The sequence below is a fragment of the Streptomyces sp. NPDC001220 genome (genome assembly GCF_053597895.1).
This window is the reverse complement of the sequence record NZ_JBSFJE010000003.1, coordinates 602,577-624,535: the sequence shown is the minus strand read 5'-3', so window position 1 is coordinate 624,535 and position 21,959 is coordinate 602,577. Positions and strand designations below refer to the sequence as shown.

16 protein-coding genes are annotated in these 21,959 nt (G+C 71.0%); 11 read left to right on the top strand and 5 right to left on the bottom strand.

From position 1 onward, the window contains the following. Positions 1-304: 304 nt before the first annotated feature. Complete coding sequence (locus tag ACWDGI_RS10630; protein WP_450757424.1) at positions 305-1,774, top strand: FGGY-family carbohydrate kinase; 1,470 nt, start codon at positions 305-307, stop codon at positions 1,772-1,774. A gap of 103 nt (positions 1,775-1,877) precedes the next feature. Here the strand turns inward: ACWDGI_RS10630 and ACWDGI_RS10625 are convergent, their stop codons facing one another. Both ACWDGI_RS10625 and ACWDGI_RS10620 read right to left on the bottom strand, forming a co-directional pair. Further along, positions 1,878-3,032, bottom strand: a complete 1,155-nt coding sequence (locus tag ACWDGI_RS10625; protein ID WP_450757422.1) for a DUF3103 family protein — start codon at positions 3,030-3,032, stop codon at positions 1,878-1,880. A gap of 290 nt (positions 3,033-3,322) precedes the next feature. Next, positions 3,323-4,051: a FadR/GntR family transcriptional regulator gene (locus ACWDGI_RS10620; protein WP_450757420.1), complete on the bottom strand. Its 729-nt coding sequence runs from the start codon at positions 4,049-4,051 to the stop codon at positions 3,323-3,325. Positions 4,052-4,518: 467 nt separating this feature from the next. Here ACWDGI_RS10620 and ACWDGI_RS10615 point away from each other — a divergent pair, with 467 nt between their 5' ends. The 3 genes from ACWDGI_RS10615 to ACWDGI_RS10605 are packed head-to-tail and all read left to right on the top strand — an operon-like array spanning position 4,519 to position 8,267. Beyond that, positions 4,519-6,312 (top strand): FAD-dependent oxidoreductase, encoded by a 1,794-nt coding sequence (locus ACWDGI_RS10615; RefSeq protein ID WP_450757418.1) that lies wholly within the window; start codon positions 4,519-4,521, stop codon positions 6,310-6,312. Between the two features lie 3 nt (positions 6,313-6,315). Continuing rightward, entirely contained in the window at positions 6,316-7,362 is a 1,047-nt protein-coding gene (locus ACWDGI_RS10610) for a maleylacetate reductase (protein ID WP_450757416.1), read from the top strand. After that, a complete protein-coding gene (locus ACWDGI_RS10605) occupies positions 7,359-8,267 on the top strand; it encodes an intradiol ring-cleavage dioxygenase (RefSeq protein ID WP_450757414.1) in 909 nt (302 codons plus the stop codon). Before ACWDGI_RS10610 ends, ACWDGI_RS10605 begins: the two co-directional genes overlap by 4 nt. 33 nt (positions 8,268-8,300) lie before the next feature. Here ACWDGI_RS10605 and ACWDGI_RS10600 read toward each other — a convergent pair whose 3' ends face one another. Continuing rightward, positions 8,301-9,245: an AraC family transcriptional regulator gene (locus ACWDGI_RS10600; RefSeq protein ID WP_450757412.1), complete on the bottom strand. Its 945-nt coding sequence runs from the start codon at positions 9,243-9,245 to the stop codon at positions 8,301-8,303. Next, positions 9,242-10,159, bottom strand: a complete 918-nt coding sequence (locus tag ACWDGI_RS10595) for a LysR substrate-binding domain-containing protein (RefSeq protein ID WP_450757410.1) — start codon at positions 10,157-10,159, stop codon at positions 9,242-9,244. The genes ACWDGI_RS10600 and ACWDGI_RS10595 overlap by 4 nt, the downstream gene beginning before the upstream one ends. A gap of 83 nt (positions 10,160-10,242) precedes the next feature. Here ACWDGI_RS10595 and ACWDGI_RS10590 point away from each other — a divergent pair, with 83 nt between their 5' ends. From ACWDGI_RS10590 to ACWDGI_RS10575, 4 genes are all read left to right on the top strand, one after another. Beyond that, on the top strand, positions 10,243-11,445 hold the full coding sequence (locus ACWDGI_RS10590; protein WP_450757408.1) for a thiolase family protein: 1,203 nt from the start codon (positions 10,243-10,245) through the stop codon (positions 11,443-11,445). Continuing rightward, positions 11,442-12,113: a 3-oxoacid CoA-transferase subunit A gene (locus tag ACWDGI_RS10585; RefSeq protein ID WP_450757406.1), complete on the top strand. Its 672-nt coding sequence runs from the start codon at positions 11,442-11,444 to the stop codon at positions 12,111-12,113. The genes ACWDGI_RS10590 and ACWDGI_RS10585 overlap by 4 nt, the downstream gene beginning before the upstream one ends. Then, positions 12,110-12,793 carry a 3-oxoacid CoA-transferase subunit B gene (locus ACWDGI_RS10580; protein WP_450757405.1) on the top strand — a complete coding sequence of 228 codons (684 nt, stop codon included), beginning with the start codon at positions 12,110-12,112 and terminating at the stop codon, positions 12,791-12,793. Before ACWDGI_RS10585 ends, ACWDGI_RS10580 begins: the two co-directional genes overlap by 4 nt. 200 nt (positions 12,794-12,993) lie before the next feature. Further along, a complete protein-coding gene (locus tag ACWDGI_RS10575; RefSeq protein WP_450757403.1) occupies positions 12,994-15,153 on the top strand; it encodes a SpoIIE family protein phosphatase in 2,160 nt (719 codons plus the stop codon). Between the two features lie 70 nt (positions 15,154-15,223). On the opposite strand, the gene ACWDGI_RS10570 is transcribed toward ACWDGI_RS10575, so the two are convergent. Then, a complete protein-coding gene (locus ACWDGI_RS10570; RefSeq protein WP_450757401.1) occupies positions 15,224-16,408 on the bottom strand; it encodes a type III polyketide synthase in 1,185 nt (394 codons plus the stop codon). Between the two features lie 334 nt (positions 16,409-16,742). On the opposite strand from ACWDGI_RS10570, the gene nhaA reads away from it, so the two are divergent. The 3 genes from nhaA (at position 16,743) to secY (ending at position 21,883) form a co-directional block, all read left to right on the top strand. Further along, the gene (nhaA, locus tag ACWDGI_RS10565) at positions 16,743-18,653 is read left to right on the top strand and encodes a Na+/H+ antiporter NhaA (protein WP_450757399.1); all 1,911 of its coding nucleotides are present in this window, start codon (positions 16,743-16,745) and stop codon (positions 18,651-18,653) included. Positions 18,654-18,779: 126 nt separating this feature from the next. Beyond that, positions 18,780-20,381: an adenosine deaminase family protein gene (locus tag ACWDGI_RS10560; protein ID WP_450757397.1), complete on the top strand. Its 1,602-nt coding sequence runs from the start codon at positions 18,780-18,782 to the stop codon at positions 20,379-20,381. 188 nt (positions 20,382-20,569) lie between these two features. Beyond that, the gene (secY, locus tag ACWDGI_RS10555) at positions 20,570-21,883 is read left to right on the top strand and encodes a preprotein translocase subunit SecY (protein ID WP_450757395.1); all 1,314 of its coding nucleotides are present in this window, start codon (positions 20,570-20,572) and stop codon (positions 21,881-21,883) included. Positions 21,884-21,959 lie beyond the last annotated feature (76 nt).

Genomic DNA, 21,959 nt, shown 5'->3' with positions numbered 1-21,959 from the left:
CCCGGGTGAGGGATGACGCACCGAGATGTCTTGATCGCCAGAGGCTGACAACGTTGTCTAACCGTGGAGATGAGGTGCCTGAGATGCGAGCGTTTCGATGGGACCCTGGGCTGCGGGCGCCCAGGAAGCACGTACGGGACTCTTCGCGAAGCTAGCCACAAGGCAGGGGCATGTCAACGACTGCCGCAAGGTCACCGGGTACAGATGTGACGGCATCTCGGGCGGCGGTCCGGCTGAACCGCGGCCGCCCGCCGGACCGAGCGACAATCTACGGTGGCGTACCCGACGCCGAGGGAGGCAGTACATGATCGACGTCGTCTTCGGAGTTGACGTTGGCACCTCCAGCACCAAGGGCGTGGTGGTCGACACCGCCGGCCGCATCCTGGGCGAGGCCGTACGCACTCACGTGGTCGACCGTCCCCGGCCGGGGCACGTCGAGATGGACGCACAGGTGTGGTGGGACGAGTTCGTCTCGCTCGCGGCCGAGCTGCTCGATCGCGACGACGTCGTCGTCCGAGCCGTCGGAGTCAGCGGCATGGGGCCGTGCACCCTCCTGGTCGACGACGCGGGAGAGCCGGTGCGTCCGGCGGTGCTGTACGGGGTGGACACCCGCGCCGAGGAACAGATCACCCGGCTGAACCGGGAGTTGGGGGCGGACGCCGTCTTTCGCAGGTGCGGTTCGGCGCTGTCCTCCCAGGCCGTCGGGCCGAAACTCGCCTGGATCCGCGAGCGGGAGCCCGAGGTGTGGGCACGCGCCCGCCGCCTCCTCATGCCCGCCTCGTGGCTCGCCCACCGGCTGACCGGCGCCTACGTACTGGACCTGCATTCCGCCAGCCAGTGCACCCCGCTGTTCGACATCCACGAGCAGCGCTGGATCCCCGAATGGGCCGAGCACATCGCACCCGGCGTCGAACTCCCCCCGCTGCGCTGGCCGGGCGAGGAGGCCGGCCGGGTGCGCACGCCCGTCGCGGGTGTCCCGGCCGGGACGCCGGTCATCGTGGGGACGATCGACGCGTGGAGCGAGGCCGTCAGCGTCGGCGGCCACGGCGTCGGTGATCTGATGCTGATGTACGGCACCACGATGTTCCTGGTGAACACTGTCGACCGGCTCGTGACCAGCCCGTCGATGTGGTCCACGGTCGGCGCCCTGCCCGGCACCCGTTGCCTGGCCGGCGGCATGGCCACCTCCGGAGCCGTCACCGACTGGCTCGGGCACCTCTTCGGCGACGTCGGCCTCGGCGTGCTGTTCGACGAGGCGGCGGCCTCGCCCCCGGGGGCGAACGGCCTGGTGATGCTGCCGTACTTCGCCGGGGAACGCACACCCGTCATGGACCCCGACGCCCGGGGCGTGATCGCGGGCCTGACGCTGGGTCACACCCGGGGCGACCTGATGCGGGCGGCGCTGGAGGCCACCGCCTACGGTGTCCGGCACAACGTCGAGACGATGCTCGCGGCCGGCGCCGACATCCGGCGGATCGTCGCGGTCGGCGGCGGCACCCGGGGCGGACTGTGGCCTCGGATCGTCAGCGATGTCACCGGTCTCGAACAGATCGTCGCCCGCACGACCATCGGTGCCAGCTACGGTGCCGCCTTCCTCGCCGCCGGCCTGATCGGCCGACCGGACATCACGGCCTGGAATCCGGCGGAGTCGGTGGTCCGGCCCGATCCCGCCACCGCGGCCGTCTACGACCGCCGGTTCACCCAGTACCGGGTCCTGTACGAGAGCACCACCACGGTCACCCACGCCCTGGCCCACGACCAGAACAGGGCGTGAAGGAAGCACCCCCGCGCCGCGGCGTGGCGCGGCGCGTTCACCGACGGCGCGGACCGGCTCGTTCATCGGCGTGCGGCGGCCGGTCCGCGCTTGCCCGCGAGGTCTAGAACTCCTCGACGAAGTAGGGCTCGACGGTCATCCAGCCGTTGCCCGAGGCGCCGTTCAGCCGGCCCGTGGAGTTCTGGGCCAGGGTGTACCAGGACTCCACGTAGTCGGGGTCGTCGGTGAACCAGCCGTCGGGGATCGCGCTGAGGACCGCGTTCACCAGCGGGATGTAGGTGCCCTGGTCGGTCACGGTGAGCAGCGCCGTGGTGATCGCCTGCGCCAGCGCACGGTAGTTGGTGCCGTCGTCGTCCTCCATCATGACGACGTCGGCCAGGTTGTACTTGTAGTTCGACCAGTTGACCAGGATCTGGTTCGGGTAGTAGACGGTGCCGTCGTAGTCCAGGTAAGGCATGTCCACCGAGTCGACGCGCGCCGTGCCGTCCTGACCGAAACCGGTCACCAGCGAGAACATCTCGGCGGAGCCCTTGAACCAGGGCTCCTGGTCGTCGTTCACCTCGACGGCCGTGACCTTGGTCGCCCACCAGCCCGCCGCGGCGGCGTGGGCGCTGTTCGCGGCCTTGGACGGGAGGGAGGTCAGCCCCTTGTCGGCGAAGGCGTTCTGCAGCACCTTCAGGCCGGCCCGGTGAGCCTTGCTGACGTCGATGTCCAGGACGTACAGCGGGCGGTCGGGGACGCGCGCGGTGTCGACGGCGTGGGCGTGGCCCCGACTGTCGTACGCCGTGATGCTCCTGGCGTCGTCGGCGGCCGCGGCGACGGCGATCCAGGGGGTGGCGTCGGCGTTCAGCCGCGACCGCATGGACGGCGCGGCCAGCCGAACGCGCAGCAGCGACCCGGTCGACGCGGGCAGGCCCTTCAGCCTCGCGATGCGACGGTCCGCCGCCGAGACGGAAGCGAACAGGTTCCTGCCCTCGGCAGCGGCGCTCCTGCCGGCCAGCGCCTGAAGGTCCACGTCCTCGGTGCCGAGCGCGGCCGCACGGATCTGCTCGCGCCACCGCGGGTCGCGCAGCGAGGCGGACAGCGCCCGCGCGATCTCCTGCTCGGTCGACCGCACCGGAGACTGCCGGAACGGTGTGGCCTGGTCGCCCGCGTCCCGCACCGGCGCGGCGATCGCGGGCTGGACGGTGCCGCCGATGACCGCGGACAGCATCACGCCGATGAGGACGCCGCGTCTCTTGCTCGATCTGCTCACCATGCTCCTTGTGTTGTCGGTCGCCGCCGCGTCCACGGTGAACGGGCGGCCGTCCTGGGGGTGATGGGCCCGGATTGCCCCGGGCTCCTGAGGGGTCGCCGCCGCGCGCCTGGTCTCGCCCCGCCGGGCGTTCACCAGGGCACGTCGCTATGACCCGTACATGACACATAGAGAAACGTGGAACGAACGGGCATCCGCGCATGATCGGGCCACGCCCGGTCCGGGCCGCCTCGCCGCGCACGGCTCGCCTCGACGGGAGCCGGCGGACCCGCAGCCGGGGCCGGGAAACGCGGCTACCGGGGGCTGTCGGCGGCCGGCCGCCCGCGAGGACTGCCCAGCGCCCCGAGCATGATCTTCTCGGTGCCGGCCAGATACGTCTCCGCGGCGCGCCGCGCCCCTTCGCCGTCCCGGTCGACCACGGCCCTCACCACCGGCGCGAGCCGGTCCGCCGCCCGCGCCGCGTCCTCGAACGGCGCCCGCAGCGAGGCCCGTACCGGAAGGTAGGCGTTGAACAGTGTGTTCGTGAGGAGCAGATAGACCCGGTTGCCCGTGGCCCGCGCCAGTTCGCGATGCACTTCCGCGTCGGCGAGCTGGACGGCGTCGGCGTCCGGGCCGTCCGCGACCTGGCCCAGCAGGTGTTCCAGCCGCCGGGCCTGTCGTTCCGTGCGCCGGTCGGCCGCGCGGCCGGCGATCAGGGTGCCGATCTGCCGCCGTACCTCGAAGACCTCCCGCAGCCATGCGGGATCCTGTGCGGCCAGCATCGGCAGCAGGTCGGCGCCGCCGACCCGCAGGTAGTCCAGGATGCGCGTGCCGATGCCGTGCCGGGTGCTCAGCAGTCCCGCCTGCTCCAACCGGGTCAGCGCGTGTTTCAAGGTCGTACGGGTGACCCCGTAGCCGGCGGCCAGCTCCCTCTCGGGGGGCAGCAGGGAACCGGGTTCGTGCGTGCCGCTCAGGATGTCGTCACGCAGCCGTTCTTCCAGCAGGTCGACCACGGTTCGGCGCGGAATGCTTTCGACGGCCACGGAGGATCTCCCAGGCTTCGGTCAGTGGTTCAGCGGCCCACTGGTCTGGCGGCCCGCCGGTTCAGCGACTTCTTGGTCCAGTGGCTCAGCCACTGCCTCAGTGAAGCAGCCCCCCGACCGCCACGTCAATCACCTGATGGCACAGAGGAGTTGTGCAGGGGTACGCGCGTAGAGGACCGGGGCGCGGACGAGCGGTGTGCGGCCTGGCACTCAGGGACAGCGGGTGGATCGGCTGGTGCCCCACGGCCCTCTTCGGGCCGGACCACCTCCTGCGGCGAGTCCCGCCGTGCCGCCCGGTGCTCCGCGCCGGCCGCGCGTCCGGACCCCGCGGAGTGACCGGGTCTTTCGTGGATCCGCCATGTCTTGGCGGATCCGCCGACCTCGCCGCCGTTCTGTTCCGGGCCGTCCGCGTCCGTCCCACACTGGCGCAGCCGGCAACGCCGCCGGATCGATGAAAGGTCAGCACGATGCCGATGTTCAACGACGGGATGTCCGAGACCGAGCTGCCGGCCGACTCGGCCGTCACGACCGACGTCGTGGTCGTCGGTTCCGGTCCCGCCGGCGCCTCCGCGGCGCTGCTGCTGGCGACGCTGGGCGTCGACACGATCATGATCACGAAGTACCGGTGGACGGCGAACACGCCCCGCGCGCACATCACCAACCAGCGCTCGATGGAGGTCTTCCGCGATCTGGGCATCGAAGCACAGGTGCTGGCCGACGCCACGGACCACTCCCTGGTCGGCGACACGGTGTTCTGCACCAGCATCACCGGCGAGGAGATCGGCCGTATCCACACCTGGGGGACCCGGCCGGACCGGGAGGCGGACTACCGGCTGGCGTCCCCCTGCCTCACCGTGGACATCCCGCAGACGTACCTCGAGCCGATCCTGGTCCGCAACGCGGCGCAGCGCGGCGCTCAGACACGGTTCTCCAGCGAGTACCTGTCGCACACCCAGGACGCCGACGGCGTCACCGTGCGGGTGCTGGACCGGCTCACCGGGCACGAGTACAGCATCCGCGCGAAGTACCTGATCGGCGCGGACGGTGCCCGCTCCAAGGTCGCCGCGGACATCGGTCTGCCCTTCGAGGGCGCGATGGACATCGCGGGCTCGATGAACATCACGTTCAAGGCCGACATAAGCCGCTACGTCGCCCACCGGCCGTCCGTCCTGTACTGGGTCGTCCAGCCCGGCTCGAACGTCGGCGGCATCGGCGCCGGGCTCGTGCGCATGGTGCGGCCGTGGAACGAGTGGCTGATCGTGTGGGGCTACGACATCGCCGGGGAGCCCCCGGTCGTCGACGAAGCCGCTGCCGTGCAGATCGTCCGCAACCTCCTCGGAGCACCCGACCTGGACGTGGAGATCACCGGCACCAGCCTGTGGGGCAACAACGAGATGTACGCGACCCGGCTCCAGCAGGGCCGCGTGTTCTGTGCCGGCGACGCCGTGCACCGGCATCCGCCGAGCAACGGCCTGGGCTCCAACACCTCCGTCCAGGACGCGTACAACCTCGCCTGGAAGATCGCTGCCGTGCTCAAGGGGCACGCGGGAGCGAGCCTGCTGGAGACGTACACGGCGGAGCGGGCTCCCGTCGCCGAGCGCATCGTCAAGCGTGCCAACAGGTCCAGCCGCGAGTTCGTCGACATCTTCGAGGCACTGGGCGTTCTCGGCGCGCCGGACGAGGCCGCGATGTCGGCCGCCATCGAGGAACGCAAGGCCAACACCCCTGCCGGGGCCGCCAAGCGGGCCGCGCTGGTGCGCGCGATGGAGCTGAAGAACTACGAGTTCAACGCGCACGGTGTGGAGCTGGGCCAGCACTACACCTCGACGGCCGTCGTCTCCGACGGCAGCGAACTGCCCGCGCCCGCCCGCGACGCCGATCTGTACTACGAGATGTCGACCGTCCCCGGCGCGCATCTGCCGCACGCCTGGGTCGGAGACAGCGCCCACCGTCACGCGCTGATGGACCTGGCGCCGTACGACCGTTGGACGCTGCTGACCGGCATCGCGGGCGAGGCGTGGGAGCGGGCGGCCCAGAGGGTCGGCGAGGAACTGGGTGTCCCGCTCACGACCGTCGTCATCGGCCCGGGCCGCGAAGTGACCGACCTCTACTACGACTGGGCCAAGCTGCGCGGGATCGACGAGAGCGGTGTGCTGCTGGTGCGTCCCGACAAGCACATCGCGTGGCGGGCCGTGGAACTGCCCGAGAACCCCGAGGACCAGCTGCGTGCTGCTCTGCTCGCCGTCCTGGGAAGGGGCTAGACCGTGCGCTTTGTCCACGACACGCTCCCTCAGCGGGTCCGGTTCGCCTCCGGCGCGGCCGCGGAGGGCCTGGCCGCGGAGGTCGCCGCGCTCGGCGCCCGGCGGGTGATGGTCATCGCCGGAGCGGCCGAGCGGGAGTTCGCCGAGCGCGTCACCGCCGGCCTGCCCGTGGTCCACCGGCATGACGAGGTCGTCATGCACGTTCCCGTCGAGGTCGCCGCGCGGGCTCGCACGGCGGCCGCCGACCGGGACGTCGACGCCCTGGTCAGTGTCGGCGGCGGCTCCACCACGGGGCTGGCCAAGGCGGTCGCGCTGACCACCGGGCTGCCGATCGTCGCCGTCCCGACCACGTACGCCGGCTCGGAGGCCACCGCCGTGTGGGGGCTGACCGAGGACTCCGTGAAGACCACCGGTACGGACCCGAAGGTCCTGCCGCGTGCCATCGTGTACGACGCCTCGCTCACGCTCTCCCTTCCGGTCGGGCTGAGTGTCGCTTCGGGTCTCAACGCGCTCGCCCACTGCGTGGACTCCATGTGGGCACCGCGGACCGATCCGATCGACCAGGCGCTCGCCGCCGAAGGCGTGCGGGCGCTGCGGACGGGGCTGCCGCTGGTCGTGAAGGACCCGCAGGCGCTGGACGGGCGGGAACAGACCTTGTACGGCGCCTACCTGGCCGCCGTGGCGTTCGCCTCCGCCGGGTCGGGACTGCACCACAAGGTCTGCCATGTGCTGGGCGGCATGTTCAACCTTCCGCACGCCCAGACCCACGCGGTGGTCCTTCCCCATGTCCTCGCCTTCAACGTGCCCTTCGCCCCGGACGCCGAGCGGCGCCTGGCCGAGGCCTTCGGCTCCCCGACCGCTGTCGAGGGGCTCGTGGGCCTGAGTGACCGGCTCGGCGCGCCGCGCTCGCTGCGCGACCTCGGTATGCCCCGGGACGGTGTGGCGGCCGTGGCCGAGGCCGTCGTGGCCGCCGCGCCCGCGGGCAATCCGCGGCCCGTCACCCTCGACGCGGTCACCGATCTCGTCCGGAACGCCTGGGAGGCCCGATGAACGACACCCGCACCCCCCGCAAGCCCGTCCCGGCCGAGCAGCAGGAGCGTGAGGAGCAGATCACCCGCCAGGTGCTGGCCTCCTTCGACGACTGCGCCGACCCCCGGCTGCGCGAGATCATGCGGTCGCTGGTCCACCACCTGCACGCCTTCGTGCGAGAGGTCCGGCTCACCGAGGACGAGTGGCACAGGGGGATCGAGTTCCTCACCCGCGCGGGTCACATCACCGACGAGCGCCGCCAGGAGTTCATCCTGCTGTCGGACGTGCTCGGAGCCTCCATGCAGACGGTCGCCGTCAACAACGAGGCGTACGGCGACGCCACCGAGGCCACCGTCTTCGGCCCGTTCTTCGTCGACAACAGCCCCGAGATCGCCCAGGGCGGCGATCTCGCCTTCGGGGCCGCCGGAGAACCCTGCTGGGTGGAGGGCACCGTCACGGACACCGCCGGAAACCCCGTGGCCGGGGCGCGGATCGAGGTGTGGGAGGCCGACGAGGAGGGCTTCTACGACACGCAGTACGGGGACGACCGGATGGCGGCGCGGGCGCATCTGTTCAGCGACGCCGACGGCCGCTACCGGTTCTGGGGGCTCACGCCGACGCCGTATCCCATTCCCCACGACGGGCCGGTGGGAGGGTTGCTGGCGGCGACCGGCCGTTCTCCGATGCGCGCCTCGCACCTGCACTTCATGGTGAGCGCTCCCGCGCTGCGCACGCTGGTCACGCACATCTTCGTCCGCGGTGACGAACTGCTGGACCGGGACTCCGTGTTCGGGGTGAAGGAGTCGCTGGTCAAGGACTTCGTGGCGCAGCCGGCGGGTACGCCCACGCCGGACGGGCGGGACCTCGGCGAGCGGTCCTGGTCCCGGGTCCGCTTCGACATCGTGCTGGCACCCGACGGCACGTGATCCCGCCCCCGCTTCGCGCGGGCACGGGCCCCGCTACGACCGGGCGCGCGCCTCGCGCAGGACGTCGGTGGCGCGCAGGCCGTAGCGCTCCTTGAACCGATGGGAGAAGTGGGCGGCCGACACGAACCCGCAGCGCGCGGCGACCTCGGCCACGGTCGCCTCTCCCCCGGCGGTCAGCAGGGTGCGGGCCCGTTCGAGGCGGCGGTGCAGCAGATAGCGCGGCACGCTCGTGCCGCCCGCGGCGAACACCCGGGACAGATGGCGCTCGCTGATCCCGATGCCGCGGGCGATGCGGGCCGCGGACAGCCCCGTGTCGGCCAGGTGGTCGTCGATGTAGGTCTTCGCGACGGTCAGGTGGACGGTGGAGAGGGAGGGGGCCCGGCCGCTCGCGGCGGACACGAGCAGGTCCAGCACGGTGTCCTCGTCCACGCTCGCGGCGACGGAGGACTCCGGTGGCAGCGCCCGGGCGACCAGGGTGGCGAGCGTCCGGGTGTGGACGGCGCCGGCGTCGACGACCAGCGGCTGGGGCAGGGAGGGCGGGCCGCCGAGGTCACGCCACACCTGGTGGGGAATCTTGACCGCGAGCTCCTCCAGGCCGTGCGAGAAGCCCCGGATGAAGGGCTGGTCGGCGTCGCAGACCAGCAGTTGTCCCGGACGCAGCAGCCGTACGCCGTCGTCGTAGTAGAAGAAGGCGTCACCGGCCAGGGTCAGATAGCAGGCCACGGCGTCCGACGGCACGCGGCGGATCTCGGCGTCCGGTCGTTCGACGACGTGCGGGCTGCCGAGGACCCGGGCGAGGTGTGCCCTGGGCAGCTGGAGGTTGATCTCCGTCGCGTCGAGGGCGGTGTCGTGCAGGGAACGGCAGCGCAGCCCGATCAGGGCCTCGGCGTTGTGCTCTTCCCACAGGGCGATGCGTTCCGCCTCGGGAAGTCCGGTCGTACTGAAGCGCACCGGCGCACCTGTTGTGCCGCTCGTCATCCCTCCAGCGTAGAGGGCGGGGCTTGCCGGTGTTCGGGCCCGTCCACACATTCTCTGATCACCGAGGCGACCTGCTCGGTGGCGGGGGTGGTGCGCCGGGCATGGCCGGCGAGGACCAGATCCACGGATTCCGTCTGGGTGAGGGGCACGTAGGCGACGCTGGCGAGGCGCAGGCTCTGTACCGGTGAGGGCACGAGGGCGACGCCGTGTCCGGCGGCCACGAAGACGACCAGGGTGGCCGTCTCTCCGACCTCCATCAGTGAGGTCGGCTGGAATCCGGCGCGCCGGCATGCGGCCAGGACCCGGCCGTACATGGAGGAGCGCGAGGAGTGGACGACGAACGGCTCGTCGGCCAGGGCCTTGAGTGAGATGCGTCGCCGGGCCGCGAGGGGGTGGTGCGAGGGGAGGACGGCCACCAGGGACTCGGAGCGCAGGGGCGTGGTGCGGATGTCCTCGTGGTCGGCGGGGCCGCGCAGGACCGCCAGGTCGTAGGTGCCGTCGAGCAGTCCGTCGACCAGGTCGGGGGTGAGGAGTTCGCCGCGCAGGTCCATGGTGATCCTGGGCAGCCGGGCCCGCACGGTGCGTGCGACCTGCGGCAGAAGATCGTAGGTGGCGGTGCCGATGAAGCCGGTCGAGACCCGTCCGGCGTGGCCGCCGGCCAGCTCCGTCATGTGCCGGCGGGCGCGCTCCTCCTCGGCGACCAGGGTGCGGGCGTGCTCCAGCAGGTGATGTCCGGCCTCGGTCAGGGCGACGTGCCGGGTGGAGCGGGTGAACAGGGTGGTCCCGAGCTCCTTCTCCAGCTGTTTGATCTGCTGGGAGAGGGCCGGTTGAGCCACGTGCAGGCGCGTGGCCGCCCGTCCGAAGTGGCACTCCTCGGCCAGCGCCAGGAAATACCGCATCTGTCGCAGCTCCATACCCCCATTCTATAAGATCGGCTTATCAATCCATGCAGATTGGGTCTTGGACGTAGTGAAGCCCGCGCTTCTACCGTGACGGTATGACCGACAGTTATCTCTACTCGGCGGTGCGAACCCCCTTCGGCCGCTTCAGGGGCGCCCTCTCCGAGGTCCGGCCCGACGACCTCGCGGCACAGGTCATCGGCGGGGTCCTCGCCAAGACCCCCGCACTGGATCCCGGACGCATCGACGACGTCGTCTGGGGCAACGCCAACGGCGCCGGCGAGGACAACCGCAACGTCGGCAGGATGGCCGTCCTGCTGGCGGGCCTGCCCACCTCGGTGCCCGCCACCACCGTCAACCGCCTGTGCGGATCGTCCCTCGACGCCGCCCTCATCGCCTCGCGCGACATCGAGAGCGGCGACGCGGACATCGTCCTCACCGGCGGAGTCGAGTCGATGACCCGCGCCCCGTGGGTTCTGCCCAAGCCCGGGCGCGGCTTCCCCGCGGGGGACGTCACCGCCGTGTCCACCACCCTCGGCTGGCGCCTGGTCAACGAGCGCATGCCCAAGGAGTGGACGGTCTCCCTGGGCGAGGCGAACGAACAGCTCGTAGACCGCTTCGCGATCTCCCGCGAGCGCCAGGACGCGTTCGCCCTCCGCTCCCACCGGCTCGCCGACGACGCCTGGAACGCGGGCTTCTACGACGGCCTGGTCGTTCCCGTGTCGGACGGCGAGCGCACCGTTCTGGAACGCGACGAGGGCATCCGCCCCGGGTCCACCATGGAGAAGCTCGCCACGCTCAAGCCCGCCTACCGCGCCGACGGCCTCATCACGGCCGGGAACGCCTCGCCGCTGAACGACGGCGCCTCCGCGGTGCTGCTCGGTTCGGCCGCGGCCGCCGCCCGCATCGGCGCGGAGCCCCTCGCCCGCGTCGCGGGCCGCGGCGTGGCCGCGGTGGATCCGCAGATGTTCGGATACGCGCCCGTCGAGGCCGTGAACAGGGCGCTCAAGCGCGCGGGCATCTCCTGGGGCGACGTCGACGCCGTCGAGCTGAACGAGGCGTTCGCCGTCCAGGCGCTGGCGTGCGTGGACGCCTGGGATGTCGACCCGGGGATCGTCAACACCAAGGGCGGGGCCATCGCGCTCGGCCACCCCCTCGGTGCGTCCGGCGGCCGCCTGCTGGGCACCCTCTGCCGCCGTCTGCAGGAATCCGGCAAGCGGTGGGGTGTCGCGGCGATCTGTATCGGTGTGGGCCAGGCCCTCGCCGTGGTCCTGGAGAACGTCGCCGGAGGCAGCAGGTGACCACACAGCTGTGTGCCCACGCGGACGAGGCGGTCGCCGGCGTCCAGGACGGCTCCACGGTGCTCGTCGGAGGCTTCGGCATGGCGGGCATGCCGGTGGCGCTGATCGACGCGCTGATACGACAGGGGGCCACCGACCTCACGGTCGTCTCCAACAACGCCGGCAACGGCGACACCGGCCTTGCCGCGCTGCTGGCCAAGGGACGGGTCCGCAAGGTGATCTGTTCCTTCCCGCGCCAGTCGGACTCCTGGGTGTTCGACGGCCTCTACCGGGCGGGCCGCATCGAACTCGAAGTGGTCCCCCAGGGCACTCTGGCGGAACGGCTGAGGGCGGCGGGGGCGGGCATCGGCGCCTTCTTCTGCCCCACCGGTGTCGGCACGATGCTCGCGGAAGGCAAGGAGGTGCGTGAGATCGACGGCCGCCTCCATGTGCTGGAGTACCCCATCGGCGGGGACCTCGCGCTGATCGGCGCCCATCGAGCGGACCGGATGGGCAATCTCGTCTACCGCAAGACCGCGCGGAACTTCGGCCCCGTCATGGCCACCGCGGCCACCACCGTGGTCGCCCAGGTCCGCGAGGTCGTCGAGACCGGCGAGATCGATCCCGAGACCGTCGTGACGCCCAGTATTTTCGTCGACCGCGTGGTGCAGGTGGCTGATCACTCATGACCCGGACTTCCCCGACGACCGGCGGTCAGGGCCCGCTGGGCAAGCACGACATCGCCGCCCTGATCGCCCGTGACATCCCGCACGGATCCTTCGTCAACCTGGGGATCGGCCAGCCGACCCTCGTGGCCGACCACCTCTCCCCCGGTTCCGGCGTCGTTCTGCACACCGAGAACGGCATGCTCAACATGGGCCCCGCCGCCTCGGAGGACCAGATCGATCCGGACCTGACCAACGCGGGCAAGGTTCCCGTCACCGAACTGCCGGGCGCCGCCTACTTCCACCACGCGGACTCCTTCGCGATGATGCGCGGCGGTCATCTGGACATCTGCGTCCTCGGTGCCTTCCAGGTCTCGGCACGCGGCGACCTGGCCAACTGGCACACCGGCGCACCCGACGCCATTCCCGCGGTCGGCGGAGCCATGGACCTGGCCATCGGGGCGAAGAAGGTCTTCGTGATGATGAACCTCTTCACCCGGGACGGAGCGCCCAAGCTGGTCCCCGAGTGCGGCTACCCGCTCACCGGCCTGGCCTGCGTGGACCGCGTCTACACGGATCTGGCGGTATTCGACCTCACCCCGAGCGGGGTCCGGGTGCGGGAGACCTTCGGCATCGACGTACCCGAACTCGCCGACCGCCTGGGCCTGCCGCTGCAGACCCGTGCCCCTGAACAGCGGGCCTGAACGCGGACGGCCGTCGGCTCCGGTGAGTGCCCATCGGGGCCGGCGTTCGTTCACTGTCCGCGTTCGCCGCGTGATCCGCCGGTGTGGGCGAAGCGAGCCCCGGTGATATTCAATGAGGTGTGCGGTCAGGGATCTCGGGGCCCCGTCGCCGGGTCCGAGCACGGCTCCGGCGCTGCGTCGGCGATTGCTGAGAGAGCCACATGGACTCCACACCCTCCTCTTCGTCGTCTTCGCCGTTCGGCATGGTCAGCAGCGCGCTGGGGCGTTACGTCCCCCGTGGAGGAGCGGAACCGGCCGCCGGTCGCGCCGATGCCGACGGGCGCGGCACGGGTCCGCGCGTACCCGACGGCCCGGCGGCCGGCCGGCAGGATCAGATACTCGGCGTGATCAACCTGGACAGGGATCTGAGAGTGATCCGGTCCAATCTGGACGCGCCGGTGTTCGCCGGTCTGGACGCCGTGGCCGGGAGTCCTTTCGTCGATCTCCTGCCCCCGGGGGACGTACCGACGGTCACCCGTCGGCTGCGACAGGTCCTGGAGACCGGTGAGGCGCATGTCGCGCGGATCCAGCGCCTGCGGCGCCGCGACGGGTCGGAACTGGTGGTGTCGCTGAGCATCCTGCCGGCCGCGGTGCCGCAGGAAGGCCTGACCGTCTCCGTGATCGCCATGGCCAAGAGGCTGCACCTGTACGCCGCCGAGACCGCAATCGGCACCTCGCTGGACATCGGCGAGACCGCGCAGTCACTGGCGGAGTCCCTGCTGGCCTGGGGAGACGTGGCCGCCGTCGACCTCGACTTCACCGTGTGGACGGGCGAGGGAGTCACCGGGCAGGCACAGGGGCGCATCCGGCTGCGGCGGGCGGCCCTGGTGCCGAACCGCGCGTGGCCCGAGGGCTATGTCACTCCGGGCGACGATCTTCCCGGTGACGCGAGTCGCCTGCTGGCGCAGGCGGTGCGGCGGGACGACGCCCCGCAGGCCATCGTCATCCCCGACCGGAAGGCGGTCGAGCGGGTCCTCGGCAGTCCTCGGCTGATACGTGCCCTGGTGCCCGGCGACCGGTCGGCGGGTGTGGCGTGCATACCGCTGGTCCTGGACGGCGCGCCGCCCGTCGTGCTGGGCCTGGCCGAGATCTGGCGTCGGGCCGACAGTCCGTTCCGCGACAGCGAACTGTTCGACCTGCAGGAACTGGTCGCCAGAACCGTCCACCACGTCGATCTGGCGCGTCAGCACCAGCGTGAGCACAAGCAGGTGCTGGCGTTGCAGCGCCGGCTGCTGCCCCGCATGGGCGGGAACACCATCGAGATCGCGAGCGTCTACCAGCCGGCCACGCCCGACAGTGCGGGGGTCGGCGGTGACTGGGTGAACAGCTTTCCGCTGCCGGACGGCCGTACCGCGCTGGTGGTGGGTGACGTCGTCGGACATGGCCTGGGGGCCGCGGCGACCATGGGCCAGCTGAGCATGGAGGCCCGCGCCCTGCTGTCCGCGGGGCTCGCGCCCGACGAGGTGCTGGAGCACCTGGACGAGACCGTGACGCTGCTGGACGACACCGAGTCCGGGCTGGCGGCCGGCTACAGCGCCCTCGGTTCGACCTGCTGCATCGCCCTCTACGACCCGGTCAGCCACAGCATGGCGCTGTCCAGCGCCGGCCACCTTCCCCCGGTCCTCGTGTCCCCGGACGGGCACGCGGGCCCCCTCCCGATTCGCCCGCATCCGGGTCTGGGCGCCGAGTTCGCACTGCGAGAGCCGTTCGACGTACACACGTTCGACGTTCCCTCCGGTTCTCTGCTCGCCCTCTACACGGACGGCCTGGTGGAGGATCCGGCCGTGGCGATCGACGACGGCATCGGCAGGCTGGCGGACGCCGTGTCCACGGTGCACCCCTGGGACGCCCTCCAGCAGGCCGCACGGCACGTGGTCTCCGCGTTGGCACCCCCGCACCAGCGCGACGACGTGACCCTGTTGCTGGCGCGGCTGATCGGCTACCGCAAGGGGGACACCGCGACCTGGCGGCTGCCCGCCCGCGATGACGCGCCGGCCCGGGCCCGCGCGCTGTTCTCCGCGCTGTTGCGGCAGTGGCACGCCCGGGACGACACCCGGGACAACGTGCTGCTCCTGGTCAGCGAGCTGGTCACCAACGCGGTGCGCTTCGCCACCGGCCCCGTCACGGTACGGCTGATCAGGACCGGCCGCAGCCTGCTGTGCGAGGTGGGCGACACCGGCAACGGCAGGCCGCGCCTGAGGCGGGGCGGCCTCTACGACGACAGGGGTCGCGGCCTGTACGTCGTACACCGGCTCACCACCCGGTGGGGCGTGCGGTGGACGGACACCGGCAAGGTGGTCTGGGCGGAAGTCGCACGGTGACGCGGGGACGGCCGCGCGCCGTACGGATGGCGCGGGCCCGGACCACCACCCGCCACCGCCCCCCTTCCGGCTAGAGCCACTCGCCTTCCAGGGCGGTCGCGCTGAGGCCCGGTGCCGCCGCGTACAGGACGGCGCGGCTGCCCGACTTCTGCCCGGCGTCGTACGCCCGCCGCATGATGTCGAACACGGCGGCGCCTCCGCGGTTGCCGCTGGTGTAGCTGTCCCGGCTGTACTCCAGCAGTCCCGACGGCCACGCGTCGGGCATCGTCTGCTCCATGTACTCCAGCACCCGGGTCCCGCCGGGGTGCGCGAGCAGCACGTCGGGGTGCCAGGAGTCGGGGTCGTCCTGGTGGCGGACGCGCAGCCACTCCCACATCGCGGTGACCGTCTCCTGCACGGCGCGCGGCCCGCGCCGGTCCATCACGAAGTGGGTGCCGTCCGCCCGCGTGTCGAGACGGTGCAGGTCCTGGGTGCCCGGCAGGGTATGGTGCCAGGCGGCGTCCAGCCGCAGCGCCGACTCGCTCCGCCGCCGGCCCGTGACCACCGTGGCGACCGCGGTGTCCGCGAACAGCAGCCGGACGATCAGGGACTCGAGAGTGTCGTCCGCGGGCTGGTAGGTCGTGCTCAGCGCCTCCGCGATCACGACCAGGACCACCCGGTCGGGGTCCGCGGCCACGAGATCCGCCGCCAGCGCCAGGGAACGGGTTCCCGCTATGCAGGCCCACTGTGTGGCCGGCAGCAGCATCACGTCGTTGCGCAGGGAAAGCCTGTTGGCCAGGGCGACGTCCAGGCCGGGCAGCGCCGGGGTGGTGGAGTGACTGGTGATCAGGCAGTCGACGTCCGCGGCGTCCAGACCGGCGATCTGCAGGGCCCCGCGTGCCGCATGCTCCCCGTAGGACTGCACCGCCTCCCAGGCCGGCGCGGTGCGCTCCTGCACGGTCTGCGGCGCGGGTATCGCCTCGAGCGCGGCGATCGCGCGGTCCACGTCCTGCTGGGTGAACCCTTCACGCGCCAGTGCTTCTTGGGCCGGGGCGCTGCCGACGGACTGCAGGCCACCGCCCTTGCCGGGCGCCACGGCGGTCTCCAGCGGCAGCATCCACCCGCGGGTCTCTATGCCCGTGCTGGCCGCGATTCCCTCGATCCGCGGCGTCCACGTCGCATGCGGATGCCGGTCGCGCACCTCCGCCACGATCTGGCTGGTTTCCACGGCGTACTCTCCGTGGATCACGGCAGGAGGACAAAGAAAAGCGGACATAAGGTGTCCTTCCGGGAGGATTAGGGAGGGTTGTCGCGGGCACTGTGCCATGGGTCACTTCAGAAACCGCACGCCCAAGACATCGACGGCAGGCTCCAGTTCGGGAGCCGATCGCGCCGCTTCGAGCATGGACGCCAAATGGACATTTCCGCTGTGATGCAAACAACTCAGACCACCCTCGATGGGCGTGACAACGCACACACCTCTCGGACCAGAGCTCTCAGGCCGGTTCCAGGCGCCTTACATGACGCACCGTCAGCAACGAGCCCCAGGTCACTGTCGCCGGTGTCGAGTCACGGCCGCCCATCACCTGGCCGGCGGTGATAATCGGCACGTGAGCGGCTACGAGTCCACCGAGGCGTCCCAGGGACTGGCAACGCAGAGCAAGACGCGCTGGCGTTCCTTCGTGCAGACCGAAACCGGCAGTGCCGTCCTGCTCCTCGGCGCGGTGTGCGTCGCGCTGCTGTGGGCCAACATCGACATGCACTCGTACCAGGCCGTGTGGCAGGCGCACTTCACGATCGGCTTCGACACCAGGCACCTGTCGCTGACCCTGCACGAGTGGATCAACGCCGGGCTGATGAGCCTGTTCTTCTTCGTCGTCGGCCTGGAGGCCCGGCACGAGTTCGACATGGGGGAACTGCGCGACCGGCGCTGGGTGCTGCTGAGCGCGGTGGCCGGACTGGGCAGCATGGTGGTTCCGGCGCTGATCTACTGCGCGTTCAACGCGGGACGGGACTCCCTGCACGGCTGGGGTACGGCGATGTCGACGGACACCGCCTTCGCGCTGGGCATCCTGGCCATGCTCGGGTCGCGGCTGCCGGCTTCCCTGCGGGCGTTCATCCTGTCCATCTCGGTCGTCGACGACCTGGTCGCGCTCCTGGTGATCGCGGTCTTCTACAGCGACGACATCCACCTGCCCGCGCTGTTGGTCGCCGTGGGCACGCTGCTGGTCATCATGCTGTTGCGGCTGGCACGCGTCCGCAAGGGACGGTACTGCGCCGTCCTGTCGGTGGTCGTCTGGGTGGCGCTGCACGAGGCCGGGGTGGACCCGGTCGTGACCGGTCTGGCCGTCGGCGCCCTGATCGTCGCCTATCCGGCGCCGCGCGAGGGCCTGGAGCAGGCCAGTCGTCTCTTCCGGCTGTTCCGGGAACAGCCCACACCCGAGTTGCAGCGCTCGGCCGTACAGGGCCTGACCGCGGCGCTCTCCCCCAACGAGCGGCTGGAACAGAGGTTCCTGCCGTGGGTGAGCTTCGGCATCGTGCCGCTGTTCGCGCTGGCCAACGCCGGCATCGAACTCAGCGGCGGAAAACTCGCCGAGGCGTTCACCTCGCCGATCACGCTGGGCATCGTGTGCGGCTGTGTGGTGGGCAAGATGATCGGGCTCGTCGGGTCCATGGCGGCCGCCCGACTGCTGTCGGGCGGCAGGCTACGGCCCGGTGTCGGCTGGGGCTCGGTCACCGCCGGCGGAGCGATCGCCGGAGCGGCCTTCACGGTGTCGCTGCTGATCGCCTCGCTGGCCTTCGAGGGCGAGGAACTGGACCAGGCGCGTATCGGCATCCTCGCCACGCTGGTCGGCGCCTTCGCGGTGAGCTGGGCGGTCACCGGGGTGATGAACCTGCTGCCGGCCGCCCGCCGGGCCCGGGCGCTGCTGGGCAACGCCGATCCGCTGACCGATCTCGCGGTCACCGTCGACGCCCGCCACGACCGTGTCCGCGGCCCCGAACGGGCGGCGGTCACCCTGGTGGAGTACGGCGACTTCGAGTGCCCGTACTGCGGCCAGGCCGAGGCGGTGGTACGGGAGTTGCTGGGCTGTGACGCGGACGTCCGCTACGTGTGGCGGCACCTGCCGCTGACCGACGTCCACCCCAACGCGCAACTGGCGGCGGAGGCGTCGGAGGCCGCCGCCCGCCAGGGGCGCTTCTGGGAGATGCACGACCTGCTGCTGGCCCGGCAGGACGCTCTCGGCGCGCGCGACCTGCTGCGTCACGCGCAGGAGATCGGGCTGGACGTGGAGCGGTTCCGGCGGGACCTGGAACAGCACCGCGGCGCGCCCCGGGTGGCGGAGGACGTGGACTCCGCGGACCTCAGCAGCGTCTCCGGTACGCCCACCTTCTTCATCAACGGCCGACGTCACCAAGGTGCCTACGACATCCAGACACTGGCGGCGGCCGTCGACTACGCCCGTCAGCGGGCACTGGCGGAGCACGCGGGCGCCGGCCGGGCGAAGCCCGCGACGGACTGAGCGTGCGGCTCGTGCGGACCGCACGGCGCGGTCCGGCAGGTCGCCGCTGCGCCCGCGCGGGTGACTCCGTCGTGCCCACCGCGCGGCAGCCGCGACCGGCCGGACCGATCTGATGATCATCTGAGTGTGACGACCTATCACGGCCCCCACGCCGCGCACTCCTCACGCCGCACGGCGCTCTCCGCCGGACTCGGCGCCCTCTCCCTGCTCTGCCTCGCGTCCCTGTCGGCCGCGCCGCCCGCGGCCGCGCACGAGGAGGCCGTCGGCGCCCCCCGGCCGATGACGGCCGCGGAGGCCCGTACGGCCGCCTACCTGGAGTCGATCCGCAACGACCCCCGGCTGCTGCGCGGTTTCTTCCGGCACCTGCCCAAGGGCGGCGACCTGCACAACCACCTCTCCGGGGCGGTCAGGACCGAGTACCTCGTCGAACTGGCCGCCGACGACGGGCTGTGCGTCGACACGGCCACGCTGACCGCCGTCGTACCGCCGTGCGGTCCCGGTACCCGCCCGGCCGCCGATGCCCGGGCCGACCGCGACTTCTACGAGGCGATCGTGCGCGCCTGGTCGATGCAGGACTTCCCGCCCGACCAGAACGGTCACGACCACTTCTTCGACACGTTCAACAAGTTCGGGGAGGTGCCCTGGCGGCATCGCGGAAAGCTGCTCGCCCAGGTCGCCGACGCGGACGCGGCGCAGAACCAGTTCTACCTGGAGACCATGATCACCCCGGCCTCGGACGGCGCCCGGCAACTGGCCGCCGAGGTCGGCTGGGATCCCGACCTGGCCGCGCTGCACGCCAAGCTCGTGGCCGGGGGCAGGCTCGACAGGGTCGTGGCCGACGCGCGCAAGGAGGCCGACGACGGTGACGCCGAGTTCCGTACGGCCGCCCGCTGCGGCACCAGCCGTCCCCGCCCCGGCTGTGCGCTGACCGTGCGCTGGATCTCGCAGGTCAACCGCGGCAGCGCGCCGGAGCGCGTCTTCACCCAACTGGCCCTCGGCATGCGGCTCGCCGAACGCGACCCCCGGTTCGTCGCCGTCAACCTCGTCCAGCCCGAGGACTGGAACAGTTCGCTGGCCGACTACAGCCTGCAGATGCGCATGCTCAACTACCTGCGCACCGTCTATCCCAAGGCCCATGTCACCCTGCACGCGGGCGAGTTGTGGCCCGGTCTGGTCAAGCCCCAGGACCTGAGGTTCCACATCGCGGAAGCCGTGAACGTCGCCGGCACCGAGCGCGTCGGCCACGGCGTCGACCTGGTCCACGAGGACGGCTGGCAGCAGACCGCCCGCACGATGGCCGCCCGCCAGATCGCCGTCGAGGTGCCGTTCACCAGCAACGCCCAGATCCTCGGCGTGCGCGGCGCCGAACACCCCTTCAACACCTACCGTTCCTACGGCGTACCGGTCGTCCTGGCCACCGACGATCCCGGCGTCTCCCGGATCGACGTCACCCACGAGTACCAGTACGCCGCCCAGACCTACGGCCTGACCTACCCCGAACTGAAGGACCTGGCCCGCGCCTCCCTCGAGTACGCGTTCCTCCCCGGCCGGAGCCTGTGGCGGGGCAATCCCACCCGTGACGGCTACCGCCCCGCGACCGCCTGCGCCGGCCGGCTGCCCGGCAGCGGCCGTACCCCGAGCGAGGAGTGCCTCCGGCTCGTCGCGGTCAGCGCGAAGGCCGCCGTCCAGTGGCGGCAGGAGGCCGCCTTCGCCTCCTTCGAGAGGTGAGTACCTGAGCGCGGGGGTGCCGTGAGCCCAAAAGTTGCAAATTCCGATGAACAGGTGTCGGGCGACGCGCGTGGAGTCATTCATGTGTGGCCCGAACCGTTCCGGACGGCATGCCTCGCTCCCGTGTCGATGTGCTGTCGTCATCGCCGACCCCGACGGCCCATGTGCGAAGGGGTGCAGGAGGCACCGTGCTCACCGCGTTCATCAATGCCTTCAAGACGCCTGACCTGCGCAAGAAACTGCTCTTCACGCTGGGCATGATCGTGCTCTACCGGGTCGGTACCCATGTCCCGATCCCCGGCGTCAACTACAGAGCCGTCCAGACGTGTGTGGGCGAGGCGTCCGGCAACCAGGGGCTGTTCGGACTGGTCAACCTCTTCAGCGGGGGCGCGTTGCTGCAGATCACGATCTTCGCGCTCGGCATCCTGCCGTACATCACCGCCAGCATCATCCTTCAGCTGCTGACCGTGGTCATCCCGCGGCTGGAAGCCATGAAGAAGGAGGGTCAGGCGGGCACGACGAAGATCACCCAGTACACCCGTTACCTGACGGTGGCCCTCGCCGTCCTCCAGGGCACCGGCCTGGTCGCCACCGCCCGCAGCGGCGCCATCTTCTCCGGCTGCTCGGTCGCCTCCAGCATCATTCCGAACCAGTCGATCTTCACCACCATCACGATGGTGATCTGCATGACCTCCGGCACCGCTCTCGTCATGTGGCTCGGTGAGCTCATCACCGACCGCGGCATCGGCAACGGCATGTCGATCCTGATGTTCATCTCGATCGCCGCCTCCTTCCCGTCCGCACTGTGGGCCATCAAGAAGCAGGGCACCCTGGCCGGCGGCTGGATCGAGTTCGGCGCCGTCATCGTCGTCGGCCTCGCCATGGTCGGCCTGGTCGTCTTCGTCGAGCAGGCCCAGCGCCGGATCCCGGTCCAGTACGCCAAGCGGATGATCGGCCGCCGGTCCTACGGCGGCACCTCGACCTACATCCCGGTGAAGGTGAACCAGGCGGGCGTGATCCCGGTCATCTTCGCCTCCTCCCTGCTGTCCATCCCGGCCCTGGTCGCGCAGTTCTCGGGCGGGGACTCCGTCTGGAAACGGTGGATCACCCAGAACCTCACCAAGGGCGACCACCCGATCTACATCGCCCTGTACTTCCTGCTCATCGTGTTCTTCGCGTTCTTCTACGTCTCCATCTCCTTCAACCCGGAGGACGTCGCGGACAACATGAAGCAGTACGGCGGCTTCATCCCCGGCATCCGGGCCGGGCGGCCGACCGCGACGTATCTGTCGTACGTGCTCAACCGGATCACCTGGCCGGGTTCGCTGTATCTGGGGGTGATCGCCCTCGTCCCGACCATCGCGCTGGTCGGGTTCGGGGCGAGCCAGAACTTCCCGTTCGGCGGCACCAGCATCCTGATCATCGTGGGTGTCGGTCTGGAGACCGTGAAGCAGATCGAGAGCCAGCTCCAGCAGCGCAACTACGAGGGCTTCCTCCGCTGACCCCGGGGGCTGGGGCCTGACGGCATCGCATCCATGTACATAGCCGGTAAAATCGGTACGACGTGTGGACCGGACT

Coding starts and splice junctions, on each gene's coding strand:
- ACWDGI_RS10630 (WP_450757424.1), top strand. CDS start 305: ATGATCGACGTCGTCTTCGGAGTTGACGTTGGCACCTCCAGCACCAAG.
- ACWDGI_RS10625 (WP_450757422.1), bottom strand. CDS start 3,032: ATGGTGAGCAGATCGAGCAAGAGACGCGGCGTCCTCATCGGCGTGATG.
- ACWDGI_RS10615 (WP_450757418.1), top strand. CDS start 4,519: ATGCCGATGTTCAACGACGGGATGTCCGAGACCGAGCTGCCGGCCGAC.
- ACWDGI_RS10605 (WP_450757414.1), top strand. CDS start 7,359: ATGAACGACACCCGCACCCCCCGCAAGCCCGTCCCGGCCGAGCAGCAG.
- ACWDGI_RS10600 (WP_450757412.1), bottom strand. CDS start 9,245: ATGACGAGCGGCACAACAGGTGCGCCGGTGCGCTTCAGTACGACCGGA.
- ACWDGI_RS10595 (WP_450757410.1), bottom strand. CDS start 10,159: ATGGAGCTGCGACAGATGCGGTATTTCCTGGCGCTGGCCGAGGAGTGC.
- ACWDGI_RS10590 (WP_450757408.1), top strand. CDS start 10,243: ATGACCGACAGTTATCTCTACTCGGCGGTGCGAACCCCCTTCGGCCGC.
- ACWDGI_RS10580 (WP_450757405.1), top strand. CDS start 12,110: ATGACCCGGACTTCCCCGACGACCGGCGGTCAGGGCCCGCTGGGCAAG.
- ACWDGI_RS10575 (WP_450757403.1), top strand. CDS start 12,994: ATGGACTCCACACCCTCCTCTTCGTCGTCTTCGCCGTTCGGCATGGTC.
- ACWDGI_RS10570 (WP_450757401.1), bottom strand. CDS start 16,408: ATGTCCGCTTTTCTTTGTCCTCCTGCCGTGATCCACGGAGAGTACGCC.